Annotated in this window: 24 protein-coding genes and 1 pseudogene; 14 read left to right on the plus strand and 11 right to left on the minus strand. The window is 59.9% G+C overall.

Features of this window, described 5'->3' with window-relative positions:
- Nucleotides 1–499: 499 nt before the first annotated feature.
- Complete coding sequence (locus tag BLT65_RS27525) at nucleotides 500–1,192, minus strand: alpha/beta hydrolase family protein (protein WP_091783664.1); 693 nt, start codon at nucleotides 1,190–1,192, stop codon at nucleotides 500–502.
- Between the two features lie 953 nt (nucleotides 1,193–2,145).
- Here BLT65_RS27525 and BLT65_RS27530 point away from each other — a divergent pair.
- On the plus strand, nucleotides 2,146–4,197 hold the full coding sequence (locus BLT65_RS27530) for an alkyl/aryl-sulfatase (protein ID WP_091783365.1): 2,052 nt from the start codon (nucleotides 2,146–2,148) through the stop codon (nucleotides 4,195–4,197).
- A 105-nt stretch (nucleotides 4,198–4,302) separates the two neighbouring features.
- On the plus strand, nucleotides 4,303–4,734 hold the full coding sequence (locus BLT65_RS27535) for a hypothetical protein (protein WP_208545810.1): 432 nt from the start codon (nucleotides 4,303–4,305) through the stop codon (nucleotides 4,732–4,734).
- A gap of 767 nt (nucleotides 4,735–5,501) precedes the next feature.
- Here BLT65_RS27535 and BLT65_RS27545 read toward each other — a convergent pair.
- On the minus strand, nucleotides 5,502–7,211 hold the full coding sequence (locus BLT65_RS27545) for a purple acid phosphatase family protein (protein ID WP_091783371.1): 1,710 nt from the start codon (nucleotides 7,209–7,211) through the stop codon (nucleotides 5,502–5,504).
- 414 nt (nucleotides 7,212–7,625) lie between these two features.
- Here BLT65_RS27545 and BLT65_RS27550 point away from each other — a divergent pair, with 414 nt between their 5' ends.
- Both BLT65_RS27550 and BLT65_RS27555 read left to right on the plus strand, forming a co-directional pair.
- Nucleotides 7,626–7,928 (plus strand): hypothetical protein, encoded by a 303-nt coding sequence (locus BLT65_RS27550; RefSeq protein WP_091783374.1) that lies wholly within the window; start codon nucleotides 7,626–7,628, stop codon nucleotides 7,926–7,928.
- A 108-nt stretch (nucleotides 7,929–8,036) separates the two neighbouring features.
- Entirely contained in the window at nucleotides 8,037–9,194 is a 1,158-nt protein-coding gene (locus tag BLT65_RS27555) for a pyridoxal phosphate-dependent aminotransferase (RefSeq protein ID WP_091783377.1), read from the plus strand.
- Between the two features lie 18 nt (nucleotides 9,195–9,212).
- Here BLT65_RS27555 and BLT65_RS27560 read toward each other — a convergent pair whose 3' ends face one another.
- Together BLT65_RS27560 and BLT65_RS27565 are read right to left on the minus strand one after the other, a co-directional pair.
- Complete coding sequence (locus BLT65_RS27560) at nucleotides 9,213–10,019, minus strand: alpha/beta hydrolase (RefSeq protein ID WP_091783667.1); 807 nt, start codon at nucleotides 10,017–10,019, stop codon at nucleotides 9,213–9,215.
- A gap of 123 nt (nucleotides 10,020–10,142) precedes the next feature.
- Nucleotides 10,143–10,358, minus strand: a complete 216-nt coding sequence (locus tag BLT65_RS27565; RefSeq protein WP_042306012.1) for a hypothetical protein — start codon at nucleotides 10,356–10,358, stop codon at nucleotides 10,143–10,145.
- Between the two features lie 229 nt (nucleotides 10,359–10,587).
- On the opposite strand from BLT65_RS27565, the gene BLT65_RS27570 reads away from it, so the two are divergent.
- Nucleotides 10,588–11,352 carry a ParA family protein gene (locus tag BLT65_RS27570; protein WP_091783383.1) on the plus strand — a complete coding sequence of 255 codons (765 nt, stop codon included), beginning with the start codon at nucleotides 10,588–10,590 and terminating at the stop codon, nucleotides 11,350–11,352.
- 113 nt (nucleotides 11,353–11,465) lie between these two features.
- Complete coding sequence (locus tag BLT65_RS27575) at nucleotides 11,466–12,194, plus strand: OmpW/AlkL family protein (protein WP_042306010.1); 729 nt, start codon at nucleotides 11,466–11,468, stop codon at nucleotides 12,192–12,194.
- A gap of 90 nt (nucleotides 12,195–12,284) precedes the next feature.
- On the opposite strand, the gene BLT65_RS27580 is transcribed toward BLT65_RS27575, so the two are convergent.
- Together BLT65_RS27580 and BLT65_RS27585 are read right to left on the minus strand one after the other, a co-directional pair.
- Nucleotides 12,285–12,704, minus strand: coding sequence for a hypothetical protein (locus BLT65_RS27580; RefSeq protein WP_091783386.1), 420 nt, complete (start codon nucleotides 12,702–12,704; stop codon nucleotides 12,285–12,287).
- Between the two features lie 185 nt (nucleotides 12,705–12,889).
- Nucleotides 12,890–13,666: an NAD(P)H-dependent oxidoreductase gene (locus tag BLT65_RS27585; RefSeq protein ID WP_091783388.1), complete on the minus strand. Its 777-nt coding sequence runs from the start codon at nucleotides 13,664–13,666 to the stop codon at nucleotides 12,890–12,892.
- A gap of 85 nt (nucleotides 13,667–13,751) precedes the next feature.
- Between BLT65_RS27585 and BLT65_RS27590 the strand changes: the two genes are divergently transcribed.
- Nucleotides 13,752–14,645, plus strand: a complete 894-nt coding sequence (locus tag BLT65_RS27590) for a LysR family transcriptional regulator (RefSeq protein WP_091783391.1) — start codon at nucleotides 13,752–13,754, stop codon at nucleotides 14,643–14,645.
- Between the two features lie 340 nt (nucleotides 14,646–14,985).
- Here BLT65_RS27590 and BLT65_RS27595 read toward each other — a convergent pair whose 3' ends face one another.
- Entirely contained in the window at nucleotides 14,986–16,068 is a 1,083-nt protein-coding gene (locus BLT65_RS27595; RefSeq protein ID WP_091783394.1) for an alkene reductase, read from the minus strand.
- 372 nt (nucleotides 16,069–16,440) lie between these two features.
- Between BLT65_RS27595 and BLT65_RS27600 the strand changes: the two genes are divergently transcribed.
- On the plus strand, nucleotides 16,441–16,893 hold the full coding sequence (locus BLT65_RS27600; protein WP_091783397.1) for an Rrf2 family transcriptional regulator: 453 nt from the start codon (nucleotides 16,441–16,443) through the stop codon (nucleotides 16,891–16,893).
- Between the two features lie 32 nt (nucleotides 16,894–16,925).
- On the opposite strand, the pseudogene BLT65_RS48040 reads toward BLT65_RS27600, so the two are convergent.
- A pseudogene (locus BLT65_RS48040) lies at nucleotides 16,926–17,110 on the minus strand (SET domain-containing protein-lysine N-methyltransferase); the annotation flags it as partial.
- 169 nt (nucleotides 17,111–17,279) lie between these two features.
- On the minus strand, nucleotides 17,280–18,440 hold the full coding sequence (locus BLT65_RS27605; protein WP_091783400.1) for a PI-PLC domain-containing protein: 1,161 nt from the start codon (nucleotides 18,438–18,440) through the stop codon (nucleotides 17,280–17,282).
- A gap of 95 nt (nucleotides 18,441–18,535) precedes the next feature.
- On the opposite strand from BLT65_RS27605, the gene BLT65_RS27610 reads away from it, so the two are divergent.
- Nucleotides 18,536–19,045, plus strand: coding sequence for a LysR substrate-binding domain-containing protein (locus BLT65_RS27610; protein WP_091783402.1), 510 nt, complete (start codon nucleotides 18,536–18,538; stop codon nucleotides 19,043–19,045).
- Here the strand turns inward: BLT65_RS27610 and BLT65_RS27615 are convergent.
- Nucleotides 19,021–19,608 (minus strand): DUF1643 domain-containing protein, encoded by a 588-nt coding sequence (locus BLT65_RS27615; RefSeq protein ID WP_091783405.1) that lies wholly within the window; start codon nucleotides 19,606–19,608, stop codon nucleotides 19,021–19,023. The two genes, BLT65_RS27610 and BLT65_RS27615, sit on opposite strands and share 25 nt — an antisense overlap.
- Before the next feature lie 40 nt (nucleotides 19,609–19,648).
- On the opposite strand from BLT65_RS27615, the gene BLT65_RS27620 reads away from it, so the two are divergent.
- The 3 genes from BLT65_RS27620 (at nucleotide 19,649) to BLT65_RS27635 (ending at nucleotide 21,138) form a co-directional block, all read left to right on the plus strand.
- Nucleotides 19,649–19,915, plus strand: coding sequence for a hypothetical protein (locus BLT65_RS27620; protein ID WP_143036568.1), 267 nt, complete (start codon nucleotides 19,649–19,651; stop codon nucleotides 19,913–19,915).
- Between the two features lie 593 nt (nucleotides 19,916–20,508).
- Complete coding sequence (locus tag BLT65_RS27630) at nucleotides 20,509–20,727, plus strand: hypothetical protein (RefSeq protein ID WP_091783410.1); 219 nt, start codon at nucleotides 20,509–20,511, stop codon at nucleotides 20,725–20,727.
- Between the two features lie 210 nt (nucleotides 20,728–20,937).
- A complete protein-coding gene (locus tag BLT65_RS27635) occupies nucleotides 20,938–21,138 on the plus strand; it encodes a hypothetical protein (protein WP_042305956.1) in 201 nt (66 codons plus the stop codon).
- A 116-nt stretch (nucleotides 21,139–21,254) separates the two neighbouring features.
- Here the strand turns inward: BLT65_RS27635 and BLT65_RS27640 are convergent, their stop codons facing one another.
- Nucleotides 21,255–22,220 (minus strand): helix-turn-helix domain-containing protein, encoded by a 966-nt coding sequence (locus BLT65_RS27640; protein WP_091783669.1) that lies wholly within the window; start codon nucleotides 22,218–22,220, stop codon nucleotides 21,255–21,257.
- A gap of 266 nt (nucleotides 22,221–22,486) precedes the next feature.
- Between BLT65_RS27640 and BLT65_RS27645 the strand changes: the two genes are divergently transcribed.
- Both BLT65_RS27645 and BLT65_RS27650 read left to right on the plus strand, forming a co-directional pair.
- On the plus strand, nucleotides 22,487–23,731 hold the full coding sequence (locus tag BLT65_RS27645; protein WP_091783672.1) for a DUF1479 domain-containing protein: 1,245 nt from the start codon (nucleotides 22,487–22,489) through the stop codon (nucleotides 23,729–23,731).
- 78 nt (nucleotides 23,732–23,809) lie between these two features.
- Nucleotides 23,810–25,057 (plus strand): ABC transporter substrate-binding protein, encoded by a 1,248-nt coding sequence (locus BLT65_RS27650; protein ID WP_091783412.1) that lies wholly within the window; start codon nucleotides 23,810–23,812, stop codon nucleotides 25,055–25,057.
- Nucleotides 25,058–25,174 lie beyond the last annotated feature (117 nt).

Here is a 25,174-nt window from a genome sequence, read left to right on the forward strand (position 1 = left end):
ACCCAAGAGGCTCCGTGTGCTGCGGGGCAACCTTAATGTGGCTAATCACGGACCGGCCATGATAGTTGTCGCACGGGGGGGCAGTCATAATTGACAATCTACGCTTTTACCTTGGAAGCCGCCAATTCCCTTTCGCAGGCTCGAGCGGCCGGAGAGGGTCGGTTTCGGGCGACCGCGTCGGGCAGTGACCGGCCAATGCGCGTTGTTCGACGCTCCGCCATCTGGTTTCGGCCGCATCCCTATGCGGTCGCTCACGGATCGGCGCCGGCCAAATCAAAGCAGATGGCCCTCCGCGATTCCGGGGGCGAGATCACCGCGAGCGGATCTGACAAATTCACTCACTCGGCACTGGGAAAACGCCGCCGACGCGACAGGCGTCGCTTATCGTGGCTATGCGACAGACCATCTGCGGATAGCGAAGGGATTGAGCAGGCGAGTGCAGCACGGCGAGTTCGCCGGATCCCCGTCCCGACTCTGCTACAAGCATTCCTGCGCTTGCTCAGGTAACGCGCACGAACTCTGCTTCGGCGAAGAACCACGCCGCCATCGTCCGTGCTAGTTCGAGCACGACCTCGGCGTCGGTCCGGCCGGAGGACGCGCGCACGTGGAACGAATGATCTGCGTCGTCCACTACATGCAGCGTAGCGCGTGGCCCCAGCGTCTCGACGACGGACCTCAGCAGGTGAAGCTCGGCCAGCTTGTCGCGCGTGCCCTGGAGGAAGAGAATCGGCACCGTGACCTCCGCCAGGTGCCGTGCCCGCTCCACGCCGGGCGCGCCCGCCGGGTGCAGCGGGAACGCGACGAAAGCGAGGCCACGCACGCCGTCGAGCGGGGAGATGGCTTGGGCCTGGGACGTCATGCGGCCGCCGAACGACCTGCCGCCCGCGAAGAGCGGCAGGGCTGGCAGCCGCCGGCGAGCCTCTGCGACGGCTGCCTGCACGGCAGCATGTGCCACGGCCGGCGAGTCCACCCGCTTGGAGCCCCGCTCCATGTACGGAAACTGGTAGCGCAAGGTGGCGACATTGGCCGCCGCAAGCGCGTCGGCCAATGACGACATGCCGGCGTGCTGCATGCCCGCCCCGGCACCGTGCGCGAAGACATATAGGGCTCGCGCGTCCTCCGGCACTCGGAGGAGCGCAGAGACCTTAGAGCCATCGGGCAGTGCCAGGGAAAGCGATTCTGGGTCGTCCATCATCTTCAGGTCGTGTCGTTACGGCCTTTGCGCCGATTCTGCATCAATGAGGCATCGGGGAGCGCTTGTGGCGGCCTCCGGCAAGGCATTGCGCAGGTGGAGTTTGCCGGCCGATCCATGGAGCGCGCCCATCGTGAACGGCGCCGCAGTCGCGATGTGTCGGTTGACGACCGCAAGCCGGACCGCAACGTGATCCGCGCTTTGAGACATTTGCGTAATAGCACGCCTGCATCATTGTCAGCGAGCTGTTACGACACTGCAATCAGCGTCAAAGGAAGTTCTCGAAGGGCAGTTCATTTATCTGGCTCTCTGGAAGAGCATGTCCGGCTGTAAAAAGTTCTGGGTTCGGCCAGAAGCCGCCGTTGGCCGCCATGTCGACTTAAGACAGTTAAATATCCGGTCAAGCCTGAATGCCGACACTTCTTCATAGTCGTTTCGAGGGATTGTGATCGACATCGCCGGTTGTCGCGTGAAGTGAGCGTAACGAAGCAGGGCGAGGTGGCCAGCAGTTTGGCGGTAGAGGCTGCATTTCTAGCATTCTCGCGGGCATCTATATCTTCTTATCGCGTTACGCGCGGGGCACCCTCCCATCGCTAGAGCCCCCGAAAAGCGCGCATCAAACAAAAACCCGGATAGCGCCGAAACTTTTCCGATCCATGAACTTTAACGTTTATCTGTCGGGTCCTATCCTGCGACCGGGCCTCGGGCTATTGGACCAAAGGCCAATACCGAAACTGGCATGCGCTTATTAAGCTAACACAGCAGAAAACCGTCGTCGGCAGCGCGTACGGAGCGGTGTAGCCCAAAGGCGCGATCTTGGGAAGGTGGCGAGCGCTCGGCTCGCCAGCCGCTACCTGTCGGGAGGATTAATCGCAGGAGCAAGTGTTGTTCCTGTTGCTTCGTTGACTTCACTGGTTGTGCATAGCAACCATATACGAAGAGTGGAGGTAGAGATGTCTGAACCGAAAGAACCTGCAGATCCCGGTGCGCGCAGAACATTTCTGAAAAATGTGGCAGTTGCAGGAGCCGCAACCGGATTGTCGGGCGTCGTTGGGGAAACGTTAGCGCAAACCGCCGCTGTCCGGACGACCAGTGCGGCCAGCAAACCCGCGACGCGAGCAACGCTTGATATTAACCGGCAATATGCAGAGTTTCTTTCGTTCGCCGACGCGCAGGATTTCGAGGATGCCAGCCGTGGGTTGGTCGCGACGCTGCCCGAGCCCGTCATCATCAAGGGGACGGGTGACTATCCCGCGTGGAACCTGCAGCAGTTCGCTTTCATTAGCGGGGGCCCGGAAAACAACTCGCCGCCCACGGTCAATCCGAGCCTCTGGCGTAATGCCAAGCTCAACATGCACCACGGACTCTTCCAGGTGGTGGATGGCATCTGGCAGGTACGCGGTTACGACCTGTCCGTGATGAGCATTATTCGAGGCAATCAGGGCTACATCGTCGTTGACCCGTTCGTTACGGCAGAGGTCGCATCGACGGTGTGGAAGGAACTGGTCGTTCCTCATCTGGGCGACAAGCCCATCACGCACGTCATCTATACGCATAGTCACGTCGACCATTACGGTGGCGTGCGCGGCATTGTCAGCGAAGACGATGTGAAGGCTGGCAAGGTAAAAATCGTGGCACCGGTCGGATTCACTGAGGCTGCGGTGGGTGAGAACATCATCGCCGGCAATGCGATGGGACGGCGGGCAAGCTATATGTACGGGTCGCTCCTGCCGCGTAGCCCCACAGGCGGCATCGACGGCGGATTGGGCAAGACAACCTCGGTCGGCACCATTTCCATGATCACGCCGACGACATTCGCCGAAAAGACCGGACAGACCATGACACTCGACGGCGTCGACATCACCGTGCTGATGGCGCCAGAGTCGGAGGCACCGTCCGAGTTCATGTTTTATCTGCCGAAGTTCAAGGCTTTCTGCGCGGCGGAAGACGCGACGCATACGTTACACAATTTATATACGTTGCGCGGCGCCAAGGTACGCGATGCGCTGCTTTGGTCCAAATACCTGCAGGCATCAATCGACATGTTCGGTGGCGATGCGCAGGTATTGTTTGCGTCGCATTACTGGCCGACCTGGGGCAACGATCGCATCGTTTCATTCCTCAGTGCGCAGCGCGACATGTATCGCTATCTGCACGACCAGACCATGCGTCTGGCGAACACCGGCTACACGCCGCGCGAAATCGGCGAGACGATCCGGTTACCGGACAGTCTCGCGAAACACTGGTATTGCAGAAGTTACTACGGCACGGTCTATCACGATGTAGTGGCGCAGTACAACCTGCGTCTCGGCTTCTTCGATGGCGTGCCCGCAAATCTGCATCAGCTGCCACCTGTCGAGAACGGTAAGCGCTACGTGGAATTCATGGGTGGCCCCGCAGCAGTTCTAAGCAAAGCGCAGGCGTATTACGACAAGGGTGAATATCGTTGGGTCGCTGAGGTGGTGAACCATGTCGTATTCAGCAACCCGCAGAATACGGCAGCGAAACAGTTGCTGGCCGATGCCTATGAGCAGCTCGGCTATCAGTCGGAGTCCGCCCCGTGGCGCAATTTCTATCTGACCGGTGCGATGGAACTGCGCGACGGTATAAAGAAGGTGCCTGCTCCGGCGCCTGCAAGTCCCGATACGATTCGCGCCATGCCGCTTGAAATGTTTCTCGACTACCAGGGCATTCGACTGAATGGCGATCGTGCAGCAGGCAAGACCGTGCTTCTCAATCTGACGCTAACTGACACCAAGGAAAATTATGTCGTCGGCGTGGAGAACAGCGCGATTCACTATTCGAAAGGGAAGACAGCCAACAATGCTGACGCGTCAATAACGATGACCCGCGCCGATCTCAACAACGTGATGCTTGGCTCGACTTCAATGCAAAAGCTTGTGATGTCGGGTGGCACAAAGATCGACGGCAATAGCCAGAAGCTCGGCGAGTTCATCTCGTGGCTGGACAACTTCGATTTTTACTTCAACATTGTCACGCCTTGAGGTGTGGAAATGTGCGCAATCTGCAACTTCAAGATCGAGTTCAGCGTTAGTCATCCGCTGGCGCTCAGCGTGGCAGTCGCTACCCGAAACGCGATTGACGCAGGATTGATCGGCGAACTGGACATCGGCGATGGCCCGCTTTCGGCCGCGCGAAAACGCATGTCTGCGGTCGACACCCTGAATCTGCTACAGGCGAAAATCGAAGCCTCACTTACCACAGCGGAACTCCTGGGACTTCCGGACTTCTATGTGCTGCTGATCGAAGACGACACCTGGGGATTCTTTCACCCAACGACGGACGGTTTCGATCCGAATATCGTGCCTGAGATGCCCGACGTAACGACGACTGATGAACTCAAGCGCAGCAACGTCGTCATCACGTCGGAGGCCGCATTGCGTGCCTGGCTGCATGGCGCCTTCGATATCGAGAATGCGCTTCGCGACTCGATCTTTGTGATCGATGCGCCATCCGGCTATCACACGTCCCTGATGCAGATGTTTGTGACGGCAGGGTCAGTTGCTGTTAGCGGTGCCTGATGCTCGATGCGTGGGTAAAAGCGCTGACTTCATGCGGCGCTTGACCGTATTTTGCATCCTCCATGCACCACGCGGCGCGCGAAACGGATCGATGGCTATGAGGAAACGCTGGCTGGCAATCCGGTTGTGGCGCCACCATCATCGCAGATGAGACAAGGCTTCGAGCGGTGGATGTGAAAGGACCGGCGTGCAATTGATGTACTCGATTGGCGACGCGTGGGACAGTCCGCGATCTTGGATCGTCGTGCGAGTGTCCGCAGTACGTCGTGATCGGCCACATTCGCCTCGTTAGGTCGACGGTCCGGTCAGAGTCGATTTCACCCATTGACCAGGAAGATAGTTCCCGTTCGATCTGACTATGTGACCGATGACTGATCTGCATTGTTGAACGGCCGCTGCGCGTTGTTCGTTCAACCTCCGCTTAGGCCAGCGGCTGACTTCGGGCGTCCGCCAGGTTCCGAGGTGGCGCGCAAGCTCGAATGATTGCATCACGCGTTTAAGCGAACGACAGCTATTGTCCGGTTGCACCCGCTCAGCCACGACGCCATAAAACGGCCGCGAACGCACGGCCAATCCGTTCAAACGGCGACGCATCGTGAAACCGGCGAGCGTCAAACCGATTTCCGGCGCAAAGCGCAGGCGCGAGCCTGTGCTTTGCGCGACGTTCCTGATCGTCAAGGCGAGCAAGAACGTAGCCGTGTTTGACGCAGCCCGTCGAAGTCACGCGCTTCGCCTGATCATGCTCGAAGGCGACTCAACGAATTCAGTCAGCGTCGGCGCGGTTTCTCAAACACGATGGTCTCGAACAACTCGTAGTTGGCGGTCGCATTCTGATCCGCGCCCGGCGCGTGGTAGTAGTTCATCGTGATCGACGTGCTGCCATGGCGTTCACCGGGATCGACATCAAACACGGCGATGCCGTAGCCGGTGCCGGTGTCTCTCTGTGCGGACCAGATCGCGTCTTCCACCGCATCGGCGGCGGGCCGGACGAACACGCCCGCCGCTGCGCCCGCGACAGGATGGTTTGGCCTGGTGAAGACCATCGCCTGTGGCAGGCCCGTTCCCGCGTCGGTGCCGTAGACGTCGAGCGGCGCACTGGTGCCGCCACCGCCAAGAATCAGATGCACGGTGCCGCGCGAAGTGTCGACGGGGTCATTCGCGCGGTGCGACGTCAGGACGGGGCGCGGTTGCAGGGTGTCGACGCGATCGCCGGTGGTTGCGTCGCGGCCTGCGTAATGATTGCAGCCGCGCACCGGATGGCTGCGCTCATAGTCGTGGTCGTGGCCGCACAGCACGAGATCAACGCGGTATTGGTCGAACAGCGGCAGCCACGCTTCACGGATGCCCTTGTCCGAGCCATTGCCCGTCTTCGATGAACTGAGCGCGTCCTGATGCATCTGCACGACGATCCAATCGATCCCTTCATCGTGCGAGGCCTCGCGTAGTGTGCGTTCGAGCCAGCGTGTCTGTTCGCCATTGCTGTAGCCCCGCACATAGAACGACGTTCCTGGCTTGATCGGCGGATGACCGGTGCTCGCCGTGGGCACCAGCGCCGACGGTCCTGCGACGAATGCAGCTGCGTCCTGGTACACGACGTCGTCCGCGTCCAGCGAGATGAACAGAACGGAACTCACGCGGAAGCTATACCAGCGGCCCGGAAAGCGCGTGCCGTTGTGCGGTAGCGTATAGCGCGTGAGATACGAATCAAAGCCTTGCGCACCGTTGTTGAATTCGATTTCGTGATTGCCGGGGCACGGCATCCACGGACGATTCGCCGACGACGACTGATTGTTGTTGCCGAAGTCGCGCCAAACGTCCGGCTGATGCGTCGGGTTCAGGTTCGCGTAGCACAGGTCGCCGTTGAGCAGGTGAAAGAGCGGCTGGAAACGTTCGACGGCCTGCACCGCGAAACGGCTTTGCGGCGACGACAGCACCCAGCTGGTGTTGGGTGTCGCGAGATCGCCATAGCTCGTGAAGCGGAACGGAGCGCGGCCGTGCGGCGCGGTCTTGAACGACGCCGAGAAGGGCGTGCCCGCGTTGCTGTCGTTATCGGCTGTGACTTCGTATTGATACGTGGTCCCTGCATTCAGGCCGTGCAGACGCGCGTGATACGTGAACACGACTTCGCCATTCAGGCCGTCCGTGTACGTGCGTTGAACGGCGTGAACGGTTTCCTTCCTGTCGCCGGCTGCGCCGAAGCGCACGTGCGGATTCGCAGCAGCCGCCATCGACGCCCATGACACCACGACTTCGTTCGTGGGATCTCCGCCCCATGTGAGATGGACCTGCTCGGGCGTGCCATCGGGTGTCGACGGATCGGCTTGGGCGGCGCCCGCGAACGTGTTCGCGGCGCTCGCGAATCCCGATGCGCCCGCGAGCTTCAGAAAGCCACGGCGCGAAAAGATGGCGGACTGCGTGGCGGCCTGCGTGTTGTCCGGTTCGTCCGGCGTTGTATCGGGGAAGTTCTTTTTCGACATGTCTTTTGTTCTCGCTTGGGAAGGCAAGCGACGCGCGAATACGCAGCGGCGCGGGCGCGTCGGCGCTGGAAAGGAACGGGAAGGAAGCGTCATTCCGGGCAACACGATATTCCCAAACCTGTTACCTCGCTGTGACAGCGCGATCACGACGCATACGCGTTTGCGGCTGGCGCGGGTGTTGTAATGGGCGCACACATGGCAAGGCAATTGAACGCCGACGTTACACTTCCTCCCCGCACACGGTGAATCGCGCCGCGGAATTCACGTTTGCTTACACACGCACACATTTTCCCAGTGCGATTTGCATAGAGTGTCTCCCGAGATACGAAGCCGGGAGAGCACGATGAAAGCAACTATCACCCTGACGATGTCGCACCGCCTGCGTCGAACCGCACTTGCTGGACGCTGCTGATCATGGCGGGCGCATATGAACCGTCATCTGACGACGATGTGATCGTCAGCGTCGAGGAGCAGCCGTCGTCGAAGGGGACGTGCGTGACCGTGCAGACGAACGGCAAATCGATGTCGGCCGAATACAGCGAACTGACGGGACAACTGTGCCTGAGACGGGACGGCGTGATGGTGCAGGAATGGTTTCCGCCGCATTCGTGGTTCGCGATTGCATCGGTGGCGGGCGCGAGCGGTTGGGGTACGCAGCCTAGTGCTGACGACCTGCATGCGCTGATTCGCAATGAGTTGATGGCGAGGCGGGGGTAGGGCGCTTGCATCGCGTCGATCACGACGCCAACCCAACGCAATAGTATGATGCCCCGCATATCCGTTGATTCAGCGATGAACTCAGCCTGATGCGAGGAGGGCAGCACCGTGACAGTCTCCCGTTTGCGCAATATCCCGGGCATCGGCGTCGACAGAATGGGTGACGCTGCCGACGCAACGAAGAATCGCAACATCTTGCGGCTCGAGAACCTCGACACCGACCTGAGGCCGCCCGCCGAAGCAATCCGCCGCACGCACGAAGCCGTCGACGATGACGACGCGAACAGCTATCTGCCGTTCACCGGGCAGACAGCGTTGCGTCAGGCCATCGTCGCGCGGATGAAGCAGTCGACAGGTATCGACTACGACGCCAGCAGCGAGTGCATCATTTCCGCGGGCGGGCTCGCGGGCATTCTCAACGTGCTGTTGTCGATCCTAGAACCGGGCGACGAAGTCGTGCTGACCGACCCCACGTACGCGGGCCTCATCAATCGCGTGCTGCTCGCGGGTGGCGTGCCGAAGTTCGCGCGGCTCCTGCCTTGCGCCGATGGCTGGCGGCTCGATCTCGAATCGTTGGCGAGCGCAGTGGGGCCGCGCACGCGCGCATTCCTCATCATGTCTCCGTCGATGCCGAGCGGCTTCGTCGCCAACGAAACCGAATGGCACGCAATCGCCGATCATTGCCACCGTACTGATGCGTGGCTCGTCTACGACGCCGCGATGGAGCGCATCCTGTTCGACGGGCGCAGGGTGATTCATCCCGCGTCGTTGCCGGAGATGCGCGAGCGTACCTTCACGGTCGGCTCCGTATCCAAGGAGTACCGGATGATCGGCTGGCGCGTAGGCTGGATCGTCGGTCCCGAACGCATCATGAGCGACGTGCGGCTGACGAGTCTGTCGAACGTCGTTTGCCAGGTCGGTATCGGCATGCCGGGTGCGACGGCGGCGCTGACGTGCGCAGACGATGGCGTCGCGCAAGCGGTCGCCGTATGGCAGGCGCGGCGCGATTTTCTGTTGAGTGCGTTGCGCGATCTGCCGTTGGTGCGTCCCGATGGCGGATGGTCGCTGCTCATCGACACGGCGCAGTTCGGCATCGCGCCGCCCGATGCGTCACGCCTGCTGCTCGAAAAAGGCGAAGTCGCCGCGACGCCGATGAACGGCTGGGGTCCGCAAGCGCAACGGTATCTGCGCTTCGTGTTCGCCAACGAATCCGTCGAGCGTTTATCGGATATCCGCGAGCGCGTGCGCGCGGCATGGAGCGTCTGACGTATCCGGAGAGCGCGTTCAATCCGCGTGCAGCCAGCTCAGCACCTGGCGCCATTGCGTATCGTGCATCGCGCCAAACCAGTCGTCGTGATGCGCGTCGGGCAACACCATCAGCTGCGCGCCGGGATGCGCGCTCGCCAGCCGTTGAGCATGAACGATCGGAATCAGCGAGTCTTGCTGCGCAGCGATCACGACAACCGGTCCACTATAGCGTTCGATTGCGGCCACAGAATCGAATGGATCGTGCAGCATCCAGCGCACGGGAAATAGCCAGTACTTTTCCCCTGCGACGCTCGCGAGCGTGTCCCATGGCGTAATGAGCACGACGCCCGCAACCGCGGCTTCGTTGCCTTTGACGGCTTGCGCCGCCATGCCCGCGCCGAGCGACTCGCCCACCAGATAAACGGGCCCGCTCCATTGCGCGCGCGCTGCGACGAGCGCGTCTCGCGATGCCGCCAACGCCGCCAGCATCGTGCGCTTGCCTTGACGGTTGCCTTGCCCCGGATATTCGACCATCACGACGCGAAAGCCATCGCGTACGAAGACTTCGGCAACGGGCAGCTTGTTCTCCGCTGTTTCCGCGTTGCCGTGAAAGAGGACGAACGTGCCGCGCGGCGCTGTAGCGGCAGGCGTTGCGACATAGCCCGCGTAGAGTCCGTCGACATGCCACGGCTCGACGTCGTAAGCGCCGTGATGCCCCGTCGGTGTACCGGGGATATCGAGCGGTGCAGGCAGCAGCATGCGGTCCTGCATCAGGTAGAGCGCGATCAGCGCGACCACGTACGCGACGAGCGCGAGGCGGACGCAGAACTTGATCATCGACATGTCCGTGTCCGTCACAGGTTGTCATTTTTCTGGATCAACAACACGACGAGCCGTCGAAGCCGATGCCGGCTTCGAACAGCTCGTCGTGGACTGGTCTATGCCCGCCGCAGCGGGCGAGGGCGGTTACGCGTGCGCGTGACGGTCCTCGGTGATGGCCTTCAGGCGGGCGTCGCCTGCGTCTTTCGCGGCGGCTCGGGTCGAGTACTTTTCGTCGGAAACGAGCGTGCGTTTCACTTCGCGCGCACCGAAATCGATCAATGCAATCACCCACACAAAATCGCCCGCCTGCTCGGCCGTTTGCACGAAGGCGCGCACGTCGCCCTTGTCTTCTGCTTTCATCGTGACCTCCTGATATGTTCGCGCAATAGATGGCGCACATCCAGCATGACCGATGCCCGGCACGGTGTTGCGGGGCGTTCGGCCGCGATGCGCCTGAAACGATTCTAGGCCATGAAACCGCGTCACACGACCTGCGCGTCGTCCACGCGCTTTATGGCGCGCCTCGCCCGGTAGTCTGGCTGATGTATGCTGCTGGTTTTTCGGGCAGATCGACAGCAAGAGGGGACATATGCGGCGCGTCGTATTCAATCAGAAGGGTGGTGTCGGCAAATCGACCATCGTATGCAACCTGGCGGCGATCAGCGCGCGTGAAGGGCTGCGTACGCTCGTGATCGATCTGGATGCGCAAGGCAATTCGAGCCAGTATCTGCTCGGCTCGCGGGCGAGCGAAGTCAATCCGACCGTGGCCGGTTTCTTCGAAACGGCGTTGACGTTCAGCTTCAAGCCCGTCGACGTGACGTCGTTCATTCATCCGACGCCGTTCGACAATCTGGACATCATGCCCGCGCACGCGGATCTCGACACGCTGCACGGCAAGCTCGAGTCGCGCTACAAGATCTACAAGCTGCGCGATGCGCTCAACGAACTCGACATGTACGATGCCGTCTACATCGACACGCCACCCGCGTTGAATTTCTACACGCGCTCCGCGCTGATCGCCGTCGAACGCTGCCTGATTCCGTTCGACTGCGACGACTTCTCGCGCCGCGCGCTCTATACGCTGCTCGATAACGTGAAGGAAATCCAGCAGGACCACAACGATGCGCTGCACGTCGAAGGCATCGTGATCAACCAGTTCCAGCCGCGCGCGAGCCTGCCGCAGCAACTGGTCGACGAACTGGTGAGCGAGGGCTTGCCCGTGCTCGATTCGCGGCTGTCGTCGTCCGTCAAGATCAAGGAGTCGCACCAGCACGCGAAGCCTGTAATTCACCTCGATCCGCGGCACAAGCTCTCGCTCGAGTATCTGGCGCTGCATCGCGAGCTGGCGGGTTAGCCGGGGCCAATCCTTACCAGATTCCAGAGACAACTCACCAGATTCGATCTATCGATTAGCACGGTCGTACGCATAGAATCGCCTCCAGACCAACACAACAAAGGAGGAGATCGATGAGGCCATACCGGGCTATCACCCTTGCGGCCGCGTTGCTGACGGGCTCGGCCGCGCATGCGCAGAGCGCGGGCAGTTTCGTGGCGAATGTCGGCTGGTTCCACCTCGCGCCGCAGTCGTCGAGTCAACCGTTCAGCATCAATGCGCTTGGCTCGACGACGACCGCGAGCGGGTCGGGCGCCAGTGTCGACGGCGCCGATACCGTGGGGTTCACGGCGACGTATTTCATCACCGATCACATCGCGGCAGAAGGTGTGTTCGGCGTGCCGCCGAAATTCACGCTGTCGGGCACGGGCACGCTCGCGGGACTCGGCGAACTGGGCAAGGCGTATGAGTGGAGCCCGACGCTGTTGCTGAAGTATTACTTCAACGATGCGCAAAGCCATTTCCGTCCGTACCTCGGTGCAGGCGTGGCCTATGTCTGGTATAGCGGCGTGAAGCTCAGTTCGGCGATGTCGAGCGGCGCGTTTCTTTATTCTTCGACTTATGGCACCGCGCTTGAAGGGCAGACATCGGCGAAGTTGAGCAGTTCGTTTGCGCCCGTCATCAACGCGGGCTTCACGTACAACTTCGACAAGCACTGGTCGGCGGGCGTGTCGCTGTCGTATATGTGGCTATCGACGCGCGCCACGCTGACGACGCATTCGAGCGTCGGCACGGTGACGAGCACGTCGAAACTCCACGTGGATCCTATCGTTTCATTTGTGTCGGTCGGGTATCGCTTCTGACCAGAGCTTTAAAGTCATTCTCCAAAAAAGGCAACCAGGGGCCCGTCGATCGACGGGCCTTTGGCTTTTGGCGAACAGCAATGCGCGACGTCAGTAATCTTCGACAAGGGCGTTATCCAGGCCGAATGTCTTCAATATCCTAAGTGTACGGTCGGAGACGACGAGCCGCGAGTCGTCGGCAATGCCGAGATCGCTGCGTCCCGCCGTGCCCGTCACGCATAGCCATAGAAATTCCGGCAATATCCGCTCCGGATAAATTTCTCTAAAGGAGTCGCTAACCGTTATTTCAACTTCGCGGCATTCGAATCCGCTTGCGCCGGCTTCATTCAACGCCTTGGCGGCTTCGCGCGTGATGATCAACGCAGGGAAGCTCTCCAGTAGCGCATCGCCCAGCCAATTGATAATCTGGTAATGCAGTTTGATGACGGTTGGCGGATGGATGTCCGGATCCAGCACGGTATCCTTTCCAAGGCCGCCAGCGACTTCGGGTTCGACATAGTAAAACGCCATATCGCATCGAGATCGGAGTGATCGCTAGTTTTGGCTCACATTCCGGTTATAGCATAATAGGGATCAGAAATATTTTCTCGATGCGAAAGGCGATGTAATAACGCAGAGTATTTCGGAAATATTACGCATCACGCATAGAGCCCGATTGGCGGAATTGACCGTGGGTCAATGCACGAGCGTAGTCGTCATCCGAGATGCGCGGCGAATCCCGCTTTGCCGGGCGCGATATCGTCGCGTAACGTGAGGGCGGGAATCTCGTATGCCCCGGCATTCTGCGGATGAAATGGAATGGGCGGCACCGTCCATAGATTGTCCAGACGTTGCCCGAGCGTATCGCAAGTGGCTGTGTATCGAGCTTCGTCCATCTTGCCGGTTTGGTAGATCACGAACGGCGGCAGCACGTCGAAGCCCGGGTAGTACAGAATCCCATGATGAATCGGGAACAGGATATCGTCGATCGGGCCGTTGATGCCGCGCGGGCCATAGTGCGATTCCCAACCGCCCGTCGTCACGATCAGCATGGCGCGCTTTCCTGCCAGTGTGCCTTCGCCATAGCGGTCACCCCAGCGCGCGTCGGAATGCTCGCCGACGCCATACGCGAAGCCATACGCATACACGCGCTCCACCCAGCCTTTCAGGATCGCAGGCATCGAGAACCACCACAGCGGAAATTGCAGGATCACCGTGTCGGCCCACAACAGCTTCTGCTGTTCCAGTGCGATGTCCTCGCTTTGCAAGCCGTTTTCAAACGCGTGTTTCGAATCGAGGCTTGGGTCGAAGCGTTCACCGATGGGCGGGCTCACGCTGTCGCTTGCATCGAGCGGTGCCTTCCAGTTCATCGCGTACAGATCCGAGACCTGCACGGTGTGTCCGCTTTCCTCCAGACGTGCGACCGAAAAGTCCTTCAGCGCGCCATTCAGCGAGCGCGGTTCTGGGTGAGCATAGACGAGTAGTACATTCATGATTCGATCTCCGTGATTCACGGAACGCAGCATAAGCAGCGCTCAGGTATATTGGAAATGAATTTCTGATATTCCCGGTATTGCGATGAATAATCTCAGACGGTTGGACCTGAACCTGCTGGTGACGCTCGATGCGCTCCTCTCCGAACATAATGTGACGCGCGCGGCAGAGCGATTGAACTTCTCTCAACCCTCGGTGAGCGTGCATCTGGCAAAGCTGCGCGAGATCTTTGGCGATCCGCTATTGCTGCCCGGTCCGCGAGGCATGCGGCCCACCGCGCGAGCGGACGAGCTGCGAGAGCCGTTGCGCGAAGCCCTCGATGCGCTGGAGCACGTCATGTCGCCTGCGAAGGCATTCGATCCCGCCACGGCGACGCAAACATGGCGAGTGGCGGCGACGGACTACAGCGAATCGACGGTGCTGCTGCCCGCATTGAATGCATTGCGCTCGGCGGCGCCGGGCACGCGGCTTTCCGTTGTCGAGATGGTGCCGCCGCGCATCGCAAAGCAGGCGGAACGAGGGGAAATCGACCTCGCTTTTCATACCAGTGACGAGTCGCCTTTGGGCATGCATCGCCGCGTGCTGTTCATGGAGCGTTATGTGCTGGCGGGCCGCGCGGGCCATCCGCGACTGAAACGTCGGCCGACGCCGGCGCAATTCTGCGAACTGGAGCATGTGATCGTTTCGCCGGATGGCGGCGGGTTTCGCGGCGTCACGGATGAAGCACTCGGGCAACTGGGGCTCGCGCGGCATGTGGTGCTTTCCGTTCCGCACTTTCTGTTCATGTTGTCCGTGCTGGCGAGCACGGATCTCGTCGCGATGGTGCCCGAGCGACTGGTTCGGAACATGAGTGCATTGCGGATCGTCAAACCGCCTGTCGATGTGCCGGGCTATGAAATGGGGATGCTATGGCATGAGCGATGTCATCGCGACCCGGCGCATCGCTGGCTGCGCGAGCAGATTGCGAACGCTGCGTGAAGTCTCTGCCCTGTAATGTGGCGACGACACGAACATAAGACTTTCCTATTGCCCCAGAAGCATACAGTCTTTGCGGCGGATCACGGCACGGCATACCGTTATACCCGCGATGACCGCGCGAGGCTGCCCTGTCCGGCTGCAAGCGTCATCCATTCCCGCAGTATCGGCCGCAGTGCGACGGCCTTCAGTTCAGCTTGACAGATATAACGTGGTAGCGCCGCAATCCCCGCTGGAGCGCGAACAGTTGCACACACAAACATAAACCTAGCCGCATCGGGGGTTGCCCACCGACAGGCCGCCCCTTTGCGCATTCCAGCAGGTACTCTTGTTCCGCGGACTTCTATCCGCCTGCGGCTTCAGCGATTTCACCGAGCAACGGGTAGTCGTTATAGCCCGCTTCGTCGTCTGTATAGATCGTTTCCGGGTTGATGGCATTCAGCGCCGCGCCGCGTCGGAATCGTTCCACCAGATCGGGATTGGCGACAAAGGGACGTCCAAATGCCGCAGCGTCACCTTCTCCGCGTTGAATAGCCTGCTCCCCGCTTTCCTTCGTCAGTCCTTCATTGAGAATATATGCGCCATTGAAGACGCGCCGCACGTCACGCCCGATGCGCTGATCGCCACGATCCAGCGACTCGCGCGCAAAAATGAACGCGATGTGGCGTGCGTTCAGCTGCTCGGCGACATAGCGGAACAGCGCGCGCGGATTCGAGTCGTGCATCGAATACGAACTCGACATCAGGTTCAGATGCACACCGACCCGATTGGCGGGCCACACGGTGAGCAGCGCGTCGACGGCCTCGAGAAGGAAGCGGGCGCGGTTTTCAATCGAGCCGCCATAGCGATCCGTCCGTTCGTTCGAGCCGTCATGAAGGAACTGATCAAAGAGATAGCCATTCGCCGCGTGCAACTCGACGCCATCGAAACCGGCACGCTTCGCGTTCTCTGCGCCACGCCGGAAATCTTCGACGATGCCCGGAATCTCATCCGTCTCCAATGCGCGCGGCACCGAGTAGGCGCGCATTGGACGAATTCGCGTCACGTGGCCTTCCGGGGCGATCGCGCTCGGAGCGACGGGCGCTTGCCCGTTATGGTAGACCGGGTCGGAGACGCGACCGACGTGCCACAGTTGCGACACAATCAGGCCGCCCTCGGCGTGAACCGCCGAGGTGACTTTCTTCCATCCTTCGACTTGCTTCTCGCTCCAGATGCCCGGTGTGTTCGGATAGCCAACGCCCTGCTGTGTCACAGACGTGGCTTCAGTGATGATCAGCCCAGCGCTCGCGCGCAGCGCGTAATGCTGCGCGTTGAGTGGACCGGGCGCGCGTTCGTCGAATGCCCGCATGCGGGTAAGCGGCGCCATGATGATGCGATTCGGCAGTTTCAGTGCGCCGATCTGGATCGGATCGAAGAGTGTGGACATTGCGTGAGCCTCGTCTGGATATTCAATGAGAGGTGGCAATGCGCGGTTGGCTAGCAACTGTCATCACATATCCGCGCATTACAATCAGTCTTGATGTAACTAATGTTGTTACATCGTAGTCAAGTCGAATCGTACCGACAAGAATCAAATTTCGCAATAGACCGATGTTCCTTTGTATGTGGGCGGCGCTGATGGTAATTTATGTTAGAAAAGCCGTGTCTTGGTGTTATAAAATCTCAAATTTAAGCGGAATTGAGCATGACGTACTATTGTCCGCTGTCGGCAACAGGAAGCTGATGCGGTCCGATGGCAATTTGACAGGTTCAGCTGTAACTAATATAGTTATATTTGAATAGATGATTAGGTTGTGATATGAGCGCCAATAGCCGTCTTACGGTGGCAACCCACATTCTGGCCTGGATGGCGCTCGTCGCACGCGATCATCCTGATGACCCCGTCACCTCCGAGCGGATCGCCGCGAGCGTGAAGACCAATCCCGTTGTGATCCGGCGCACGCTCGGCGTCCTGTCTAAAGCTGGGCTTGTGCAAAGCTATCGCGGCATCAATGCGGGATGGCGACTCGCCAGGCCCGCTGAAAAGATCTCGTTGCTCGATGTGTTCGACGCGCTCGAAGAGGGCAGCCAGTTCGGGTTGCATCCGACGCAGCCGAGCCAGGTTTGCCCTGTCGGGCGGGGTATCGGCGCGACGTTGAGCCACGTCTACGATTCGATCCACGAAACCGTGAGAACGACGCTAGCATCGAAAACGGTCGCAGCCGTGCTCGCCGAGATCCTTGAATCCCAGCGTTCGAGCACGCGTCAATGAACTCGTGAATGCGTATGGGCATCAGCGTCACGCACATCATCACCGTCCGCGCTGGCCTCGCAGATCGGGACGCAATCATGGTTCAGGAGTCGTTGTACTGTTGTCACCGCGGCTGCCATCGATCACACGTCCGTCAGACAGAGGCGCGTCGCCAGTTGGTCACTTCACCCTTGCCCTCGACGAGGCGCTCGCCTGCGACGATCGCTACGTAGACAATTGGGCTCGCCGAGCCGCCAGCGGCTGCTCAGGACGGCACGCTCTCTCCGAGCGCAAGCGTCGCAAAGCCCGACAGACGCTGCCGGAGTTCGCGGCGCTGTGGCCGGCCAGTCTTGGGAAAGCAATTGAACGCGAAGTTGCCGGTCCCCACACTCCGGGTCCGGTGGAACTCAGAACAGACCGGGCCGCTGCTGGCGCCGGCCGCCGCCCTGGCCCTGCGCCAGCTTGCGCGCCTGCTCGATCTTGCGTGCGGTCTGGGTGAGCTCCGTGGTCGCCTTCGTGTTCAATTCGAAGATGAACTTGCCCTTGTCGATGTCGGCGAAATCGACCATGACGATGTTGGGCATGAAGACCTTCAGCGCGACACCGTTCGTGTAGTCGGTCGACGAGACGTAGGTCGGCAGTCGCGATTCGATCGCCTCGCCAAAGCCGGCCATCCACAGCTCGGTGAGCGCGGTCGGACGGTTGTCCGGCCCCCACATGGTCGAGTTGCGCTCCCGGATGCTTCGCTTCAGGCCGGTGGTCGTCCAGTACATCATCCCCATCACCTCGGGGGCGGAATTGCGGGCGCCGATCTTCATCAGCCCACTTTGCTTCTCGATGTTGGACGCGATCTTGCCGATGTCGCTGTCGCCGTTGAGGGCGTTCGTGCCGCCCTTGCCGACGAATTGCAGCCCGTCGTAGCCGCTGCTGTAGCCGGTGCCGTCCTCGAGGCGCTTGCAACCCCAGATCCCGGTCGTCGAAAGGTAGCCTTGGCCGGCGACTTCGTCGATGCCCTTCGGAGTGAACAGCACGACGACGCGCTTCTTCAGCTGGTCGAGCGTCTTCTCGTTGAGGCTGCCCGTGCCCGTGTAGAGAGCGGCGCCGAGTTCGCGCACGCAGATCTCCGCGATGATGGCCCAGTTCGTGCATTTGTCGAACTTCAGGAGCAGGAATTCGCTAGTGTTGTATTTCACGAAATCCCTCGCCTGTTGCAGCATGTCCACGAGCCGCATGCCGAACGCGCCGTCCAGCGGCAGCTTGGTGGTGGTGACGTCAGTCTGCCTGCCGCCCAGGTCGAAGACGGCCTTGTTCTTCTTTTCCTTCAGGTGCGTCAGCTTCGGGTCGGCATGGAAGGCCTTCAGCGTCACCGGCGCGGAGGACTTGGTCGAATTCTTGGTTCCCGCGATCCGCAGGTCGAACAGCCGCACGCCGGCCTTGGCCTGCGCGAAGATGTCGAGGTCCTGGGTCTGGACGTTGGCGTCGCCGCCCGTGATGCCCGCGTCGTGGCTGCCGGCGAAGACGATGTCGCAGAGCCGCTTGCCACGGCCCAACGTGTAGTAAAGGATCATGGCCGTCGTACCTCCGATCGAGAGAGTGCGTATTCGACGCAAACCGAACGCTCACTCCACGTGTAAGCGAATGCTGCGGACGTGGCGATGCGGGTCTGAGTGTTTTTACTCCGACGCTTCCTTGCTGGTCAAACCATTTCGGCGTTACCGTGAACTTCTGCAATGAAGCCCGGTTTGATCCGGGCGTACGTTTTCAGGCGAGTTCAACGGATGGTGTCATCGATCGCGTTTCGGCGGGGCGTGGCATCGCGATCGTCCCCGCCTCGGCCGCGACGTTTCACACGAGTTCCGTGACCTTCAGAAGACTCATCAACCCGGCAAGACCGGGCAGTATCGGGTTTCTCTGCCGTACGGGTGACACTGACGTAAGCATTGCGTTCGCGATTCCTGATAAGGCTTCATCGTCACTCGACACTGAAGAGAGCCGCCAGAGCCGAAATCGGTCCACGGATGAATGGGTCATTCTTGTCGAGGCGGTATCGGAGACGAGGTTGCTCGATTTCGTTCAAGCGGAGATGACGCAGCTTCGCCGCGAAAGGTGGGGTCTCTCGCCCGGAGATCTGTCGAAAATCTTTCAGCTTCAGGTGCGAGTGGGCCAGGAATAAGTCTGCGCACGCGATGCGATTAAGGGCAGCTTTCCGCGATAGGTTGACGCTGCACCTCCTTCAGCGATCTCGCGGTCTGCGTATTGGGGCGTCCACCTGATAAGGGGCTGGTCGGAGCGAACGTAAAGCGGATGGCGAGGCGAGCCGTCCTTCGTCGTGCCGAGACACCAGAGGCGCGCGCCGGCATCGATCAAGATGCTGGCGACACGAGCGGCGCGCTGAGGCTTGGCATTCGATCCCCACGCGCACACAACGTCACCACATTCGCGCGCGATGATCCATAGGTAGTCGTCGTTGTCGGGGCCGACTGGATCGTGATGCGCCCACAGCGCGGCTGGGTTGGTCGAGCGCAGCGCATACAGGTTCGCCACCGCGAGGCCATTGCAGTCCCAAAGCTTCGCGAAGCCACGGCACCGACGGACCGTTGGATCGTCGAGCGTGGCGTCCGCTGTGCTCGGGTTGAACATGATGAACAATGCGGTCGACTTCATCGGTGCCATCGATTCGGCCTGACGCTTCAGCAAGTAGCGGTACGCGCCGCAAGGGCTGATGATGGCGTTCATGCTAGGATTCCTGCGGTATGTAACCAGCCAGGAGACTGCCTTGGCCGATAACGTGTTCTTCGAAGAAAACGGTTACTTTGCGTGGGCCTTTGCTGCGCCGCTTGAAAACGGTAAATGGGAGGCTTTCATGTTTTTTGAGCGGAAGGCAGACCATGCGAAGGAGTTTGCGCCCTCTATTAAGCACCGGATCGTCGCCGAATTCGATAGTCGCGACGAGGCAATGTCTGAAGCCGGCTCCTGGGCGATCGAGCCCATGCAGCGCGATGAGACGAAGCTCCAGGGCGGAGGTTTCGTGAACAATGGCTGAGTCCGTTCTGCACATATCTTATATCCCTGCTCGGCGTACGCTGCAGGAGTTCTAACGTGGAACTCTGGATTCAACCGTGCGCACCATGCGCTGATCTTTACGGACAGCCGTCGGCGGTTCGTCCTCACGACACATTGGCTCTGGTCGGAGCCGGGGCAGTGAAAGACGCCCAGGTCGCGCAGCGCTATACCTGCACGCGATGCGGAGCCGCATTTGCGCGTATCCTCAAAGGCGAGCCGCGAAAACGAGTCTGGGTGCTGCTGAACGCGGGGCAACATTGAGTTGAAGCGCGCGCCCTTGCTAGCAAGCTGCTTAAAGAACAAGAGTCCTGAATTGCCGCGCGGCCCCCCGGAACCCAGGCAACCACCCAAGCGGCGCAAACGGCGGCGGAGATAGCCATGTGGACTTGCCGAAACTGCAATGCACGTTTCTCGTTCAATCAGGTCGAAGCCCAAGCCGACGAAAGCGGATTCTTTTTTATTTGTCGCGACTGTGACTACCGAAATAACCTGGTGAACGTGGGTCCAGATGCGGCGGGCCGGCCGCAGCTTATCCAGCGCGACGACAAGTAGAGAAACTTTTCGGAGACGGCCATGCAATTCGACTATAGGGAGTTTCACATCAACGCGTCGCCTCTTGATGAAGGCGGTCGTTACTACGCTCGAGCAAAGATCTACCGGCGTGACTCGGCGACCGGAGAGGCCGTCGAAGTGAAATATTCGGGCGACCTCGGTGACTATCCCTCTGACGCGGACGCTATCGAAGCGGGGCAGCGTTGGGCGATGCAGTGGTGCGACAACAACTCCGGATAGAGTACGCGTACGGTTCCTCGAAACGGCTCAGATATGCCGATGATTTGGTCTCCGTGAGCCGGCTTCGGAAAAGCGCCGCGAAACGGCCTCGCGCGAGTACTTTCTGTTCGTTCTTTATCAGGTTGGGCAGCCACTGCGCGGCATATGGGTCGATCTCGTTGTAATAGGCAGTCATGCTAGGATTTATCCAAAACCCGTGGCGAGACTGTCATGACCAGCAACAATTTCTCGTACAAAGACGTCACCTATAGCGTTTATGTGACGCAACAAAAGGACGGAAGGTGGGACTGGGCATACACGTTGACGAAGCCGCCCATCTACTGGAAAAACCCTGAAACAGCGGCAACCCCAGAGCAGGCGATCGAAGAGGCGCGTTTCGACGCGGAGCGTCGGATCGATGCGATGAAGTGATCTGTCGAAAATGACGCGGAGGTCGGAGTCATAGCCGCCGTTGGACGATGGTCGCGCCAACTGCAGCTCAGGCCGACATTCGGCCGTACGCACGCGTCAGCGTGCCGTGAATATGGTTACGTGCAGCTAGACTCGCGACGGTGTCGTTTTACCGCTGTGTGCTTCACGTCAAGCGATGGCGAGCGCTCGGTGAGTAGTGGAGAAGTATCGTTCTCCTTGCCGAAAAACTGCTGCCGATAGGCGGCGGGCGTCATCAGCTTCGTTGCCTTGAATTGTCGGTTGAAGTTGGCCACGTTCGCAAACCCCGAACGAGCGGCGATCACGGAGATAGGCATATCGGTATCTGTCAGCGTTCGACACGCGTGACCGATTCGCACGCGAGTGATGTATTGCCCCACGCTCTCACCCAAGTGCTGTGTAAAGTGCCTCGTCAGTGTGCGTTCAGACATCCCCGCGGCCTTCGCGAGTGTTATGAGCTTCAATGGACGTGCGAATTGCGTGTCGATCAGTGACAGTACCCGGTTGAGTTGGTCAGGCACGTATCGCGAGGTAGCGCCGATACGAGCGTCGAAGGCGCTGGGTAACGTCAGAGGCTCAGCTGGTACGTCTGACAACCAGACAAGAATATCGAGCACGGAGACCAGCCTTTCACGCGTATTTGCCGAGAGCAACCGGTCAAGCCGTGCGCGCATGTGGGTGCCAGTCCCTTTCTCGAATACAAGTCCGCATGCGGCGCGTCGAAGAAGATTGCGCAGGTCTGCGTACTCGGGGCACAGGTCAGCAAACCGGCGCACCCACGAGCCATCGAACCATACGACGATAGCCACCTGCGGCTGAGAAGCGTTGATGGACCGGTTTGATGACCATGTGTGCGGGAGGTCTGGCGGGACGAGCACCAGATCGTCGTCGCCATAGACTGCGACCGAGTCCCCGATGTAGCGTCTGCCTTGACTATTCATCGTCAAGGTCAGCTCATATTCCGGATGGTGGTGCCGCTCGAACGGAATTAGCGGCAGGCGCCGATGGTAAACACGCACCGAACAGCCTTCGCCGAAATCAACGTGCTCGTAAGCGGCTTTCATAATCCAGATAAGCGTCGCAGTATTCTCTAGAAGACGGATGCCGACTACGGCTCGTCGCTCCTCGCTAGAAAAGCACACATGCTGCAAACTCGAGTTCCGAAATCACGGGGTTTCGGGTAAACCCGGACCGAACAGTCCTCGCCGAACTCGACATGTTCGTAGGCTGGTTTCATGGCCGAAAACGCAAATTAATTGCCTGAATAGTATCACTACGGCTTGCGTGCGCGTCATATGCTACCGGACACGAAATGCAAACGGAGACGATCATGGCGCTGGAAATCGATGACTTGCCGGGCGCAATCCGGCAGGCAAAAAAGGAGCTGCGCGCGGCATTGCCGAATTACCGGGAGGTCTTTGCCGAAGTCGAGCAAGCGATTGGCGAAGAGGCGAAGCGGATTGCCAGCGAGCGCGATCGTGGGGAAAACGTCATTCCCGAGATCCAGTTCTCCGACATCGCCGGACAACGTGTTACTGCGGAACAGATCGCACTCGTCAAAGCACGGGGCGCGTGTGTGATTCGTAATGTCTTCCCCCGCGCGCTGGTTCAGGGCTGGGACGAAGATATCGCCGACTACGTGGAGCGAAACAATCTCGACAAGCGCCTCGAAAACCGCGCCGAAGACAAATATTTTGGCCAGTTGGCCTCGAGCAAGCCGCAGATCTATGGCGTGTACTGGTCGAAGCCACAAGTGCTGGCCCGTCAATCGGAGTCGCTGACGGCGGCACGCGTCTTCCTCAACAAACTCTGGCGAAACGAGAGCGACGGACGCGTTCACTTCGATCCGGAGCATGTGCCCGTCTATGCCGATCGTCTGCGTCGGCGGCCGCCTGGCTCTGCGTCGCTCGGCTTGTCGGCGCATTGCGACGGCGGGTCGGTCGAGCGTTGGATCGAAAGCAATTTTCGTAAGGTCTACCGCCACGTGTTTGCCGGCAACTGGCGCGATTACGATGCGTTCGACGCCGCTTTCCGGCCGGACGTAGAAGAGATCGCTTCGCCCGCCGTCTGCTCGATGTTCCGCACCTTCCAGGGCTGGACAGCGTTGACGCCGCAGGGACCCGGTGACGGCACGCTGCAACTCGTACCCATCGCCAATTCGATGGTGTACATCCTGTTGCGCGCGCTTCAGGACGACGTCGCCGACGACGACCTGTGCGGGGCCATGCCGGGGCGGGCGCTCTCGATCAAGCAGGAGTTTCATGCGCCATTGTTCGAGGCGTTGTCTTCCATTCCCAAAATGGAAGCAGGCGACACCGTGTTCTGGCACAGCGACGTCATTCATGCAGTCGAAGACGAACACAAGGGCGCGGGTTACAGCAACGTGATGTATATCGCCTCGCTGCCGGCGTGCGCCAAAAACGATGCGTATCTCAAGCGTCAGCTGCCGAGCTTCCTGAAAGGCGAAAGCCCGCCTGATTTTCCCACTGACCACTTTGAAGTCGATTTCACCGGCCGTGCGATCCCCGACGACCTGACGCCACTTGGCAAGGCACAACTCGGGTTTGATCTGTAGTAGAAGCGGGCACGCACGCGCGTTCGCTCTGATTGCGAATGCGTTGCTCCAACCATAAAGAAAAATTCGGAGACTGCAATGAAACGATCACTGACATCGGTGGCGACGGCCGCCGCGCTGCTTGTCGCCGGTACGCATGCTGTACTTGCCGCCGAACAGGTTTCGGTATTGCACTGGTGGACCTCTGGCGGCGAATCGAAAGCAATCCGGGTGCTCAAGGACGACATGAGCAAACAGGGCTACGAGTGGAAAGACTTCGCTATCGCGGGCGGCGCGGGTGCGGCGGCCATGACGGCGCTGAAGACGCAGGTTATCGCGGGCAACGCACCGTCGGCTGCGCAGATCAAGGGGCCACTGATTCAGGACTGGGCGGAGCAGGGGTCGCTGGTCACGATCGATCAGGCCGCGACTGATTGGAAAGCGCATATGCCTGCGCGAATAGACAGTGACGTGAAAGCAGGCGGGCACTATGTGGCCGCACCTTTTTCCGTACATCGCATCAACTGGCTGTGGATCAACAAAGCGGACCTGGACAAAGTCGGAGGTACGCCGCCCACGACATGGCCGGAGTTCTTCGCGCTCGCCGACAAGTTTCGCGCTGCGGGCATCACGCCTGTCGCGCATGGCGGTCAACCCTGGCAGGATATGACCATCTGGGAGGCAGTCGTGCTGTCACAGGGCGCGGACTTCTACCGCAAAGCGCTCATCGATCTCGATCAGAAAACGCTGACTTCGCCGCAGATGGTGCAGGTGTTCGAGACGGTCCAGAAGATCCGGACTTACTTCGATAAGGGCTACCACGGCCGCGACTGGAATCTCGCGACGGCGATGGTGATTTCCGGCTCGGGCGGCATGCAGTTCATGGGCGACTGGGCAAAGGGCGAGTTCACCAACGCGAACAAGAAGGCGGATGTCGACTATATCTGCGCGGCGGCGCCCGGCACGTCGAATGCCTACACATACACGGCGGATACGTTCGTGTTCTATCAGCAGAACGGCAAGAAGGACGCGACACCGGGACAGATTGCGCTTGCCAAAACGATCATGTCCGTTGATTTTCAGCAGCAGTTCAGTCTATACAAGGGTTCCATTCCAGTCAGGCTGGATGTACCCATGGACAAGTTCGATAGCTGCGCCAAAAAATCACGTGCAGACGAGCAGGCGACGATTCAATCCGGCGGGTTCCTGCCTTCGTTGGCTTTCGGTGAGCTTCAGTCTCCGGTTACTGCGGGGGCAATCACCGACGTCGTGACGAATTTCATGAACTCGAACGAGGATGCAAAAGAGGGCGTACGCAAGCTTGCTGCTGCTGCAAAGGTCAAGTGAAGGGGAGAAGCGGCTGGTTGCGAGGCGGTTCAACGCCGATTTTGGGTGGCAGGTTGGAACGCACCTGCAGCCCGGCTATGAAATAGGGATGCCATGTCTTCCGTCTGCGGAGCAGAG

The sequence above is a fragment of the Paraburkholderia steynii genome, assembly GCF_900100565.1.
GTDB lineage: Bacteria > Pseudomonadota > Gammaproteobacteria > Burkholderiales > Burkholderiaceae > Paraburkholderia > Paraburkholderia terrae.